General features: G+C 44.7%; 11 protein-coding genes. 3 read left to right on the plus strand and 8 right to left on the minus strand.

What is annotated here, in order from left to right; genetic code table 11:
* Nucleotides 1-72 precede the first annotated feature (72 nt).
* A complete protein-coding gene (locus OB236_RS04270; RefSeq protein WP_262682920.1) occupies nucleotides 73-2,580 on the plus strand; it encodes an O-antigen ligase family protein in 2,508 nt (835 codons plus the stop codon).
* Nucleotides 2,581-2,718: 138 nt separating this feature from the next.
* On the opposite strand, the gene OB236_RS04275 is transcribed toward OB236_RS04270, so the two are convergent.
* Nucleotides 2,719-3,732 (minus strand): alpha/beta fold hydrolase, encoded by a 1,014-nt coding sequence (locus OB236_RS04275; protein WP_262682921.1) that lies wholly within the window; start codon nucleotides 3,730-3,732, stop codon nucleotides 2,719-2,721.
* A 104-nt stretch (nucleotides 3,733-3,836) separates the two neighbouring features.
* Between OB236_RS04275 and OB236_RS04280 the strand changes: the two genes are divergently transcribed.
* A complete protein-coding gene (locus OB236_RS04280) occupies nucleotides 3,837-4,439 on the plus strand; it encodes a TetR/AcrR family transcriptional regulator (protein ID WP_262682922.1) in 603 nt (200 codons plus the stop codon).
* Between the two features lie 91 nt (nucleotides 4,440-4,530).
* Here the strand turns inward: OB236_RS04280 and OB236_RS04285 are convergent, their stop codons facing one another.
* The 7 genes from OB236_RS04285 to nikA all read right to left on the minus strand — a co-directional run bounded on the left by OB236_RS04285 (nucleotide 4,531) and on the right by nikA (nucleotide 11,307).
* Nucleotides 4,531-4,689: a hypothetical protein gene (locus OB236_RS04285; protein WP_179097410.1), complete on the minus strand. Its 159-nt coding sequence runs from the start codon at nucleotides 4,687-4,689 to the stop codon at nucleotides 4,531-4,533.
* Between the two features lie 195 nt (nucleotides 4,690-4,884).
* Nucleotides 4,885-6,069 carry a staphylopine family metallophore export MFS transporter CntE gene (gene cntE, locus OB236_RS04290; protein ID WP_262682923.1) on the minus strand — a complete coding sequence of 395 codons (1,185 nt, stop codon included), beginning with the start codon at nucleotides 6,067-6,069 and terminating at the stop codon, nucleotides 4,885-4,887.
* 107 nt (nucleotides 6,070-6,176) lie between these two features.
* Nucleotides 6,177-6,998: a nickel import ATP-binding protein NikE gene (gene nikE, locus OB236_RS04295; RefSeq protein WP_262682924.1), complete on the minus strand. Its 822-nt coding sequence runs from the start codon at nucleotides 6,996-6,998 to the stop codon at nucleotides 6,177-6,179.
* A 35-nt stretch (nucleotides 6,999-7,033) separates the two neighbouring features.
* Nucleotides 7,034-7,849, minus strand: a complete 816-nt coding sequence (gene nikD / locus OB236_RS04300) for a nickel import ATP-binding protein NikD (protein WP_262682925.1) — start codon at nucleotides 7,847-7,849, stop codon at nucleotides 7,034-7,036.
* An 18-nt stretch (nucleotides 7,850-7,867) separates the two neighbouring features.
* The gene (gene nikC / locus OB236_RS04305; protein ID WP_262682926.1) at nucleotides 7,868-8,701 is read right to left on the minus strand and encodes a nickel ABC transporter permease subunit NikC; all 834 of its coding nucleotides are present in this window, start codon (nucleotides 8,699-8,701) and stop codon (nucleotides 7,868-7,870) included.
* Nucleotides 8,698-9,642 carry a nickel ABC transporter permease subunit NikB gene (gene nikB / locus OB236_RS04310; RefSeq protein WP_262682927.1) on the minus strand — a complete coding sequence of 315 codons (945 nt, stop codon included), beginning with the start codon at nucleotides 9,640-9,642 and terminating at the stop codon, nucleotides 8,698-8,700. The genes nikC and nikB overlap by 4 nt, the downstream gene beginning before the upstream one ends.
* Before the next feature lie 24 nt (nucleotides 9,643-9,666).
* Nucleotides 9,667-11,307 (minus strand): nickel ABC transporter substrate-binding protein, encoded by a 1,641-nt coding sequence (gene nikA, locus OB236_RS04315; protein WP_262682928.1) that lies wholly within the window; start codon nucleotides 11,305-11,307, stop codon nucleotides 9,667-9,669.
* Nucleotides 11,308-11,498: 191 nt separating this feature from the next.
* Between nikA and OB236_RS04320 the strand changes: the two genes are divergently transcribed.
* Nucleotides 11,499-13,157 carry an AraC family transcriptional regulator gene (locus OB236_RS04320; RefSeq protein ID WP_262682929.1) on the plus strand — a complete coding sequence of 553 codons (1,659 nt, stop codon included), beginning with the start codon at nucleotides 11,499-11,501 and terminating at the stop codon, nucleotides 13,155-13,157.
* Nucleotides 13,158-13,213 lie beyond the last annotated feature (56 nt).

Genomic DNA, 13,213 nt, shown 5'->3' on the forward strand with positions numbered 1-13,213 from the left:
ACGTCTAATGAAGTGGAAAATATTAGCTTATATGTGAATGAAAAAGTTGATTTTACAGGAAAGAGGTTAGGTATGGCAACATCATCAATACCCCATTCATACAAAAAAGACAGGGAGCGTGGAAACAAGGGCGATAAGGACAGGTCTCTCCTGTATTGGCTTTCACTCGCACTGATTACTGTTTTTTTATTCGTATGGTTGTTTCAAACCGGGCTTTTTTATGGTTACACGGTACAATATGAATATGCATTGAATTCTGCGTTATTTTGGGCGGGGATCATGCTGTTTGTACTTAGCATTTATCAAGCTTATCATTGGCAATTAACGGATGTCAGTGATGTCCTCGGGTTATGGATATGGACGATCCCCGCTGCTTACATCCTTGCATCTGTCCATGCGGTTTCAAGCCATTATGCTTCCAGTATGATTATGTTAAATGTGATGTACAGTATCTTTTTTGTCCTAGCCGTAGCTTTTGCCAAAAACAAACTCGGTGCACGAATTATCCAAAACGGTATCGTATTAGCTGGTTACGTCGCTGTCATTTATTGTTTTATGAATATGTTTGGCAATGTCTATTTTAGGGATGCGGTGATGCTATCCGATCAAGGACTGAGGTTAACTTCGGTTTTTCAATATGCCAATGCGTATGCTGCTTATTTGCTTGCCATTCTACTATCTGCTTTGTGGTTGTTAATGAATGAGCGTAAATGGTATGTTATATCGATTCATGCGGTTATGATAGTGCCGCTGCTTGTGTCGTTCCTACTCACACTTTCCAGAGGTGGACTGGTCGTATTGCCTCTGATTGCGTTGGCCATTTTACCTTTTTTCAGATTCGCACAGCAAATTTGTTTTTTTGTGTACGCGATGATCGGAGCCGTCGGTGCGCTGCTGATACTTGAGCCTGTCAGAAGTATTACGACCCGTATCTTTCAGCAAGTAACGGCAGGTGACCCCCTTCAACCCGCTCTACTCAGCCTGTTTGATACTGAGTCGTTAAAGGGCTGGCTGATTGTAGGCTCCGTATCGATACTAGCGGGTCTGATCATTACGGTCATCCAACGATATGTGGTGCCGAAGCTGGAGCAGCGAACGCTTGCGATTAACAAGTATCGTATAGCCAATCTTTTTATTCCGATCATTCTGATTGTAGCGGGTTTGTTCGGGGCTATACTGCTGTCGGGAAACAATTTTGTTTCCAGGCTCCTGCCTGTGGAATTACAGACTCGCCTGCAATCGATTAATTTCCAGCAGCATAGTGTTCTGGAACGATTGACGATGTACAAGGATTCTATGAAATTGGTGGGTGATTACCCGATTATTGGAGCTGGGGGTGGCGCATGGACGATTTTATATCAACAGTATCAAAATAATCCCTACATCGTTAAACAGGTACATAATTTTTTCCTCCAATATTGGGTTGAAACCGGCTTGATTGGATTACTCGTACTGACGGCCCTGCTCATTACTATTTATTATTTATATATCAGGCAATACTTCAAACAAAACATTGAAGATCGAGGCAGCTATCAGGTTTTCTATATCGTGTCGGTATCGATTTTGATCCATAGCCTACTTGATTTTGAAATGAGCTATGCATATCTGGCTTCGGTTGTTTTTCTTTCCCTTGGTGGTTTGGCTGCAGGTTTGAGGTTCGTCCCATCCTTAATTAAGGAAAAGACTTGGATCGGGCGAATAAATCAAGGAAAAACACGCTTGATATACCCGTTAGTGATCGGTGTTGTCTCGATTGTTGTCATGATATCTGGACTTAAAGAATTAAATGGTAATCGGCAGTACATGGCTACACTAGAAAAGCTGCAGAGCAGCGAACAGGTTCGTTTTGAAGATGTTATGAAACCGATGAATGCAGCCCTGGCAGCGACACCTGCTCATCCGGATTATGTGAATCTAAAGCTAAGCCTGCTGTATCAAGCTTATAATCAATCTAAAAATGCTAACCTGTACGAAGAGGCCAAAACCTATTTGGAGCTGTTGAAACAGAAGGAGCCTTATAATAAAGAAAGCCTTGAGACCGAGTATAACCAATACATTACGGAAGGGAAGTTAAACGAGGCTTTAGCAGTGACAGAGAGAAACCTGCGTAATAATAGCTGGGGTATTAATATCCGGCAAGGCGGACAGAACTGGTATGAACGTGCGATTGGTCTTTATGCTGAGCTGGGTGATCGTGCGAGAACGGACAGTAACAAGGAATTGAATGTCAAGCTATGGAACCAAGCTATGGAGACTTACCAGCAGATGCTGACCCGTAAGGAGTCTTTAAAAAGCCTGCCCAAAGGACAGATGCAAGGGGAGCCATTTGATGTTACTCCTGGCATATCATTGGCCATAGGAAAAATTTTCGCGGAACGGCAGGATTACAAAGGGGCGGTAGATGTACTGCGAGTGAATGCTGGCCTTCAATCGGATGCTCCCATTTCACGTATGATCGTGAGATGGTACTTGGCAGCCTTACAAAAATTAGGACAAAATGATCAACAAATCTATGATTCCTTTACCGCTAAGTTCCCGGAGGAGAAATCAGAGATTGCCAAATTGGCAGCTTCGGTATGATACTTGAACCCAGTTGCCGCGGTGGCAGCTGGGTTATTTTTGTGCCTCGTCTATAGCCGTAGTCTTTCAGATAAACCACAGCAAGTACCGTCAATAGTACATGGAATTCATTTTCCACTTCTCCTTGGTGTCATAATTCTAACGCTCCAATAAACTGAGAATGGTCTCTACCACAAGGGAGGGCTCATCGTGAATGACCATATGACCGCTCTTCTTTGCTACGATAAGCTGACTGGAGGTGGAAATTTTCAGTAGTTCTCGCTGTCCGGCTTGCCAGATCTCCTCAAGCCTTTTACCGTTATCTTCCGAAACGCCAGCTTTGGCATAGTCTTGAGGTACCCCTCTGGCAATAATTCTCACAGGTAGCGTATCCAAGTTCTGTCCTCGAATTGCGTCTTCTGTGCTGTTCGCCAGCTTGCCCTCTTCTTCTTTGGCTTCAAAAAAACTGGGTTTGGCCATGACATTAATAAACGAATCCCTGTCTTCCTTCGCAACCAGACCTTCTAGCAGAACATCCTGGAACAGTCGCAAGCTTCCTGACATCTTCAACAGCTTTAAAACAGTCGCTGGTGGGTTTCCTGCAAATTTCTCCTGCTCGTAAATCGCCCTTGTATCCCGTTCATCGTTTTCGGGTCTCGCGTCAACAAGCACTAAGCCAGTGACTTCATCTCGATAGGCTTGTGCAAATAACCGGGTATACATCCCTCCAAGCGAATGACCGACAAGTATATAGGGCCCGTCGATACCCTCTTTCTTCAAAGCGGAATGCAGCTCTGAAACGATATTGGCTCCTGTCCGTTCTCTATTCGCTTTCTCGCTCCACGCGTATCCCGCGCGATCATAACTCACAACGGTTGCGGATTTGGCCAACTGATCAGGAATATCTCTCCAGGATAAACTCGTTTCTCCGCTTCCCGCTTCAAGAATAATCGTGGGGGAACCGGTGCCGATTTTGTGGATGTGCAGACGGTATCCGCCCACATCAACTAGCTTACCCTGCGGTGGAAAATTCGCTTCAGCTTGCTTAGATGAAATCCATTCATAAATAAATCCTGATCCAATGATAAATATAATGGCAGATACAAAGATCAGTAGTATCCTTTTCCACTTTATGATTTTGGATGATTTCTTTCGTAAACTAACTCTACTCATTTGGCAATATTTCCTCTCATGGTTATCTTTTATTTAATACATTGTATTATTTAAATGATTATAGCACACTGTATTATAAAAAAGAAACCATGTATAATGGAGCTATGCCAAAAATCGTAGATCATGAAAAACAGAGACATATCGTCGCCGAAGCAGCTTTAAGAGTCATCGAAAGATCGGGCCTTGAACAGGCCACCGTACGCAATATCGCAGAGGAAGCCGGGTTATCCGTAGGATCAATGAGACATTACTTCTCCACACAGGTGGAGCTGTTTGCCTTCTGTATGAGCATTTTTGTTCATCGTATTCAGACGCGCATTGAAGCATGGGATTTTGAAGGACCGATTCTGTTGGATTTAAAACGTTTGCTTTTGCAGTTTTTACCCGTGGACAAGGAAAGAATAATGGAAATGGAGGTTTGGTTTTCATTTAATGCCAAAGCATTGATTTATCCGGAATTGAAAAGATTGAGCGAGGACATGCAGGATGGCTTGTACAAAGCTTCGAAGTTTGTGATCGATACGCTGGTGGAGCAGCAGCTGATAAGGCCTGGGTTGGATGCGGAATTGGAAACGGAGAAATTGTACGCGTTAGTCGACGGATTAGCCGTACACCAGCTTATGCAGCCAAAACGGCTGACAGCAGACCGCCTTGAAGCTATCATAGACCAACACTTGGCTGCGTTATGCAAAAATGAGAACCCCTGACCCTATCAAATATGGGAAATATCTGATAGAATCAGGGGTTCAAACTCACTAAATTGATTGTTCAAGACTCATCTATTAGGTATCATTTTCTTCAATTTACGGGTCCTCCAGATACCAGTGGCACATTGCCAAGCGCCCAGCTAATTAGAAAATAAATCAACGGGCCGAACGTAATTACACCCATCAGGAAAATAACAAGGCCAAGTCCGCTAAATTGGTTTTTCGGTTCTGAATTTTTCATTAATTCCATAAATCATACCTCCACCTATTCATTATTAACTTTAGCTGCTTATAGTAATGATTATAAGTCGTTAGGTTAAGAACGTAAGTGATATAAATCATAGAAAATTAATAAAAACGCTGATATTGAAGCGTTTCGAGAAGCCGCTTGTCCTTGAGGAAAATCTAACCCTAAATGGCAAGCTCCATCCAAATTCGCAGATTGTCAATATCTATTCAAGCGACGGCCACTTACGTACACAACTCCAGCAGCGGCAAGCAGCATGCTGGCACAAACGCTATACATCAACGAATATGACCAATGGTCAGCGATGGGTCCCATTGCCATATTGCCGAGCACGACGCCGAAGTCTGACACCGCAATAAATACACCGATAAGCGTATTGCGGGAAGCTGCTGGTAGCACAAAGGTTAAATACGTCATCAACGTTGGATACAGCAGTGCCATACCAAACCCGTTTAATACAGCCGACGCATACATAAGGGCAGCTCCATAATGTATAGACATGGCTAATAGCTGAATGCCTACAGTTAAGCACAGCAGCAGGCCGATAACTAAAGGCGCATGCCAATTCCCTTCTGAAGGCACTTTTTTGCGAAGAGCAAATCTGGATAATACGATGACGCCAGCCTGAACCATGAGATAGAGGCCAGCATTGCCGACTCCGCTTTGTTGTGTATACAGCACAATGAACGTTACAACAGCGCCAAAGCCTGCGGAAGCAATGAGCATAGCCATACTACATACAAGAAAGGCGCGATTACTCCATAATTGGCTGAGCTGGGCCATCATGGAGCTTTTTGGCTTCATGTCATCGTTGCTGATCAAACGGGACGGAAGCGGCGAATGGTATCCTATAATGCTGGCTGCAAGGCCAATAATGAGCATGGCAGAAGCGAACGCCTTCATCCCGCCCCAATCCCACAAATATAAAGCGGCTATGGGTCCGATTACGGTAGGCAGCATGCCTGCTAACAAATACAGCGAGATGCCTTGCGAACGTTCTTTTTCAGGTAACGTGTCGACAATGCCCATTTGCAAGGCTAAGGAGAAAAAAGCTGTCGTAATGCCTTGCAGCGCACGAAGAACGAAATACCACTCCAGACTGAATTGTGCATACAGAACCAAAATAACAAAGTTTGCAATTAACAAAATACGCAGCACGAATAGTGGGCCAAAGCGGTGGACAACGTTGCCCGCCCATGGGCGGAACAGCATGCTGGTCATCATATAAGCGCCCATCATGATACCAATTTCGGTATTGCTTGCCCCTTCGGCTTCGCCGCGCAGCGGAACAACAATATTAATAATGGGATTTGCACTGAAAAACAAAAACGTAATGACATAAAGTCTAATAAAAGGCGAGGATACGGACATATTTGTGCTCATTGCAGGATATTGGCTCCTTTCAAATACGGAATAGTGGCTAGAGGCATTCACGTAAAAAAAGTGTGGGCCCCCCACGTTGAATCGCCTCGTGGTTATGCCTCACACACTTAAGTAAATTGCTGCACGTTTCTCACTTTCCGATTGCCAGGATGGTCAGCTAGAACAGATTGCAGCAGACTTTGTACAGTAGGATGTGGCGATGTTAAGATTTGTTCCTTTTCCTCAAACATTTCAACTAGCTCGCCACGGTCTAACACGGCTAACCGATCTGACAGAAAATAGGCGGCTTCCAAATTATGTGTTATAAATAAATAAGAAAGCCCGAATGAACGTTTTAAATCGTTTAACAAAGCTAAAATTTGGGTTTGAGTAACCATATCGAGGCTGCTTACCGACTCATCAAGCACGATAAGCTTCGGCTTTAAGGCAATCGCTCGGGCAATATTAATTCTTTGCAGCTGTCCACCACTGAATTGATTCGGATATTTGGCCATATCCTCCGCTTTTAAACCGACCATTTCCAACAGCTCACCAATTACATGCTTTTGTTTACTGGGTGACCTGATTTCGTAGTTATCGAGCGGCTCTCCAATGATCTGTTCTATGGTCATTCGTGGATTTACCGAGGAGTAACAATCCTGAAAAACGACTTGCAAATCTCTTCTGGCCTGCTTTCGATCAGAAGCACTCATGTTGTAAAGATCTTGTCCTTGAAAAATAATTTGGCCGTGTGATGGCTTCTCTAAGCCCAAAATAACTTTGCCGAGTGTACTTTTCCCTGCACCGCTGCTTCCAAGCAAACCGAGACAAACGCCCTCATCAATCGTTAGTGAGACATTGGAGAGGACAGGAATGAGTCGACGCGGCAAGCCGAACAGTCCGGTTTTTCCATAGGCAAGGGTGATTTCTTTTACATGCAGCAAGCTCATATGGTTCTACCCCGTTTGCTAAATTACATTTACGGTCATGTCCTCATTGTCAATGAAGCAGGCAGCTTCAGCCTGGCGTTTAACAATGTTTTCGTATACTCATTCTTGGGAGCATCGAACAGTTCAAATACATCGGCTTGTTCAACGATTGACCCTTGATGCATGACGATAACTTCATCCGCCATCTCCGCAATGACGCCCAAATCATGGGTAATTAATAAAATCGTTGTACCACATTCCGATCTCAGCCGTTCAAGCTGCTTTAACACCTGAAGCTGGTTGACCACATCCAAAGCAGTCGTTGGCTCATCGGCGATTACGACGGCAGGCTTCAGACACATGGATAGGGCAATCATGACCCGCTGAAGCATTCCCCCGCTCAGTTGAAAAGGATACAGCTTCATGAGCCTTGAAGGATCAGGCAAGTTTACATTTTCCAGACAAACCGCTACCAGCTCGAATGCCTGCTTTTTGCTCATTTTGCAATGCACACGGATAGTTTCCATAAATTGATGGCCTATCGTATACACGGGGGTGAAGGCATTCATCGGATTTTGCATAATAAAGCCAATCTCTTTGCCTCGAATGCGCTGCATCTCTTGCTGAGGCAAGCCGTTCAGCTCACGTCCGTTTAATTGAATGCTTCCTTCCCTGATAGCTTGTTGACTTGGCAATTGCAGCAAGGAACTGCAGGTTACGGTTTTGCCGCTGCCGCTTTCACCGACAAGACCAAGCACCTGACCTTGCTTTAAATCAATATGAATATTTTGAATGAGCGGGAGCAAGCCCTGCTTCGTTTTCATTGTGACGTTCAAACCGCTTACCTGCATCACTTTGCGAGGCTCTTCCATCGTAGGTCTCATTCCTGTTCAAAAATGTTTTTTTACCCCAAAATGACTGGATAAAGCTTCTCCCAGCAAATTGAAATTAATGACAACAAGCAAAATAAGCAGTCCTGGATACAGCATTAATTCGGGATGGCTGCGAATAAAAGCTTTGCCTTCATGAATCATGGCTCCCCACTCGGGTGTAGGTGCTTGAATGCCCAGTCCGAGAAAGGATAGAGCAGAGATATCCATAATCGCCCAGCCCATTTCCAGAGTGCCGATGACGATAATAGGTGGCAGTACATTTGGAATTATATGTAATCTGATAATCTTCCATGAAGAGGAGCCGTTAATTCGGGCAGCGGTTATAAACTGGCGTTCTCTCAAGCTGACAACGAGTCCACGAAACATTCGCGCATAATATACCCATTGCACAAACAGGAGGGCTAGCACGACTTGCATAATTCCAGGGCCAAAAATACCAACAATACCCAATACCAGCACAAGATTTGGAAAAGCCATAACCCCATCGCAAAACCGCATGACAGCATAATCGATCCAGCCGCCTCTGTAGCCTGCCGCCGTTCCAACGAGAAGACCCATTCCTAATGAAGCCATAAAGACCATGAAAACAAGACCCAATGATATTCGGGCTCCAAACAGAAGACGAGATAAATTGTCGCGTCCTAAGTGATCGGTTCCTAATAAATAGTCGGATGAAGGCGGCTGCAGCTTAAGCTCCAGATTGACCTTAACTGGATCATGCGGCGAGATCCATGGCGCTAGAATCGTAATAAGAAAGCAAAGCAGCAGTACAGCGGAGCATACCGCAATTGTCTTCCTTCCTTTGAAGGTATTGTGAATGGTTGCAATCAATGAACGCTTCTTCCCTTCAACGAAATTCTCGGGTCCATATACATTTGCACCAAATCAACGAGCAGATTGCTTATAAGGAACAGACAGGCTGCGAGAACTACGTAGCATTGAATAACGGGAATGTCCCGATTAAAAATGGCCTCTACGAAATACCGTCCAAATCCGGGCCATGAAAACAACTGTTCTACGATAATCGTTCCTGTCAGCAATTTGCCTAAATTCATGCCAAGACCGGTAATGACGGGGGAAATCGCAATTTTCATAACATGCTTCAAAATAATCGTTTTTTCCTTCATTCCCCTTGTCCGGGCGTACAGCACATAAGATTCCTGCAATTGCTCCAATATGCTTTCCCGCAGCAGTCGAGTATAGATGGCGATGAGTCCCAAAGACAACGTTAAGGAAGGCAGAACGAGATGTTTCCAAGTGCCGATTCCGTCTACAGGCAGCCAATCCAGCTGAACAGAGAAGAAGAAAATCAACAAATACCCAAGCCAAAACTGTGGGATCGAAGCACCGAAATACGAAAGCAATCTGCTCAAATAGTCCACCCAGCTATTTTTATAAATAGCCGATCCATACCCAAGCAGGACGCTGACCACAATCGTTAAGCACATACTGCTTAAGGCAAGCTGCAGCGTAGCGGGCAAGCGAAGCCTCACTTCTTGCCAGACAGGTTTACCCGAAAGATACGATGTGCCAAAATCAAGCTGGGCTATACGTGCCACAGCATGCCCATATTGCACAAACAGCGGCATATCCAGCCCCATCTCATGTCGTTTCTCGGATAGCAGCTCTTCGGTCGGTTTAATATGTGCTGCGGAAAAATAAGCTTCCGCCGGATCGACCGGCGAAAGATGAATGAGTATAAACGTGATGAGTGTCGCAAAAAGAACCATGGGGATAATTGCCAGAAATCGCTTCCCGATATAGCTGCTCATAAAATGGAAGGGACCTCCTGTTCGTTACGGTTTGATTGTAATTCCATCAAAGGGATGATCCCAACGGCTTGCCGGAAATTTAAAGTTTTTGATTTTTTTCTGGTAAACTACCGTTTGTTTAATATAAGAAATAGGCAGGATAACCGACTGCTCATGCAATGTTTTCAAAATAGACGTGTACAGCTCCTGGCGTTTGGTCTCATCAGTTGAAGCCAGTGCCGCATGAATTTGCTGATCCAGCTCTGCCTTCATCGGGATACGGCTGTGAGCTTCGGAAATGCCGAAATTCGGCTCACTTACAGAATTGATCAACGAGTGCGGATCATATGGTACACCATAATTGAACCAGAAGTGGATGTCGAATTGGCCCTCTCTCAACCGTTTGGGTATAACGGCTAACTCAACGCTTGAGAGGTTCAGCTTAACCCCAATTTCTCCCCATTGAGACTGAATCGTTTCTGCCATCGTTTTTTGAATGAGATCGCCCTTATCATACATTAACTCTAGTTCCAGCCTTTGTCCGTCCCTTTCCCTTACGGTTTGGCCCGCCTTCAGCTTCCATCCGGCTTCTTCCAGATAGGCCTTAGCTTTATCAACATTATAGTTGATCGGCTGGGCGTTGATATTGGAGTAAGGATAGTTTTTGGACAAAATGTTGTCTGCCTTTTCCTCTACGTCTCCCGTTATCCCTTTCACCATGGCTGCTTTGTTGAAGCCGTGCTGAAGAGCAAGCCGCACCCGGTGGTCTGCCAGCTTTTCATTTAATGTATTTAGCAGCAGGCTTCTTGTACCTACAGGCTCGGATAATTCGGTTTCATATTTGCCCGAAGCTTTCAATTGCTGGAAGGCATCCATGCTAATGACCCCTTCGCCAAAAATCAGATCCAGCTCTCCCTTCTCAAAAGCCAGCACTCGCGTTTCGCCATCCGGTATGATTTTAACGGTTATCTTGTCAATTTTGGGAGCCTCTCCCCAATAATTCGGATTTCTGGTGAATACCGCATATTGATCTTGCTTATAATCGGCAAGCAGCCACGGTCCAGTACCTATTGGTTTCTTTATGTCTTTGGTAGTGTTCCCATCATCCGGGAATCCAGCTTCGGCAAGAAAACGGAAAGGCCGCACGATCGCCAAATCCTGCAAGGTCGGATAGTAAGGATCAGTCAAAGTTATTTTAAACGTATGTTCGTCCACAGCTTCCGTCTGTTTAAGCACTTTTACTAATCCAACCCAGCTATGAACGCTTTTGTTTACCATGATTGCATCGAAATTCTTCTTTACAAGGAAAGCATTAAATGGCGTTCCATCTGAAAATTTGACATCTTGGCGGAGCTTGAAGGTGTATTCTTTGCCGTCTGCTGAAATGGTCCATGACTCAGCCAAATAGGGCTTAAGCTGACCGCCTTCTTTATAGCTGACCAGTGGCTCGTACAGCATGGATTGGGCAAATAATTGCGATGGATAGTAAACATGAGGATTCAAGGGTCCTATATCTCTCAGCCACGCAACGGTGATCGCTTTATTCGTTTGGGCTGTATCGCTTGTTACCGTCTCCTTGGTGTCGGTCGAAGCAGCATTTTGCTGTGTGCATCCCATTGCCAGCATAAGTAAGGCTAGAAGGATGGCTATCTTAGGGATGAATGTGTTTCCTTTTATTCTGAACATTTAAGTAGGTACCCCTTTTTCTATTGAGAATGATTATTATCATCAATAATACTATGAATTCTCTTCGATAATAACAATAGAGAAATGTCTGATTTTTTTTTGGACAAAATGAAGAACAAGGCTAATTTCTTGATAGGCTATTTATATTCCGATATACTATTATAATCATGATGATAAAAAGGGGTCCGCTGATGAATGACTATCCATTGTTAGAACCATATGAAACATCGGCTTCCCCGCTACTTCCTTATTTGTACGTTCCTGTGAAAGTTCATATAATAGATTCAGCACTCAGTTCGTCCGCCAAGTCTTTACAGCGGTCGGGCCATCGTATCGTCGCCTTTGTCCAGAGCGAAGGCAAGCTTCATCTAGAGGGCCATTCCATCCATGTCGATAAAGGAGTGTGCCTTCTGCTCGCACCAGATGCGAAAGCAGAAATTGAATTGAGCGGCAAAAGTGATTATTTGGATGTGGTGTACGTCATTTCATTCGATGCCTACCGTCTGGGAGAGCAGCAACCGGCTAATGAGATCGGATTAAAGCTGCCTTATGAGACGAAGATCGATGTGACTTCCATGTCCCGTTTTGTTGATTTGCTGGAACAAATGGCAGAGGTGGCTTCAACCGATCAAAGCCATCAAGAAGTAGAGAAGCTCAAGCAGCAAATTCGCCTGCAAGAGCTGCTTGTTATGCTTATGGACAATGTCACAGCTTCGACTTCCGCATCAGATGCGACACTGGCTGTTGAGCACACCGTAGCCTATATGGCTCAGCACTACCGAGAGGAAATTACCGTTGAACAGCTATCCAGAATGTCCGGCGTAGCCCGCTGGCAATATAGCGCTTTATTTCAGTCTTTGACAGGCAAGAAGCCTCTCGATTATTTGACAGAGCTGCGAATGAATCGTGCGAAGGAACTATTGCTGCTGACCGACGATCCTTTGCGGGAAATTTCCCGCAGGGTCGGTTATAAGGATGAATATTATTTTGCACGCAGGTTCCGGCATACGATGGGCTTGACGCCGAAGCAATATGCGAGGACTAGAAGCTACAATCAACCGGTGAATGACCAGGGCGCTAATCCCTTCTCAAGAGTAGTTGCGGTTGGTTATGTACTTGGGGATTTGCTTGCTCTGGGCATCAGACCCGTTGGTGCGGATATGACCGTTATCGGTAAGAAGGTTGTTTATCGCAATGAACTGCACAACATTTCAGATATTGGCTTATTAGGGGAACCAGGCAAAATAAAGGCGCTGAACCCGGATTTGATCCTATACAGCAGCTTTCGGCAGGATGAGATGGAGGATCTGTCCAAAATTGCGCCTACTGTTTCTATTGACAGAAATGAACCGACTTATACTCGGATTCTCCAGGTAGCTAAGCTATTCGGCAAGCAAAACCTTGCTCAGCAGTGGATTGAGAGTCATAAGCGGAAATCCGAGGAAATGTGGCGTCATCTTGCTGCCCATAAAGGAACAAGGGAAACAGCTGCAATTTTCGTCTATGCGGAAGGCAGATTATTTGTGATGGGGATGAAAGGAGTCGCTTTGACGCTCTATCACCCAATGGCGTTTGAGCCTGCTGACAAGGTGAGGAGGATGATCGAATCGGGAATTCCCTTTCATGGAATAGAATTAGAGCAAATGAGCGATTATGATGCTGATCGTTTGTTTCTGCTAGTGGATGAGAGCGAGCGTTCCAGAAAAGAAGTAATGCGTGTAATGAATAGCGCCTACTGGAATTCGTTTGACAGTCAATACGTTTATGTGACGGAAGCCAAATGGAATTTCGACGATCCTATTACAATGGACAAGCTTCTCCCGGCATTACCGCGTATTTTTCGAATGTAATGATGTGTGAAAACAAAAACGGAGCTTCGCGCAGTTACGCGAGCTCCATTTTGGAA

Source organism: Paenibacillus baimaensis (genome assembly GCF_025567575.1).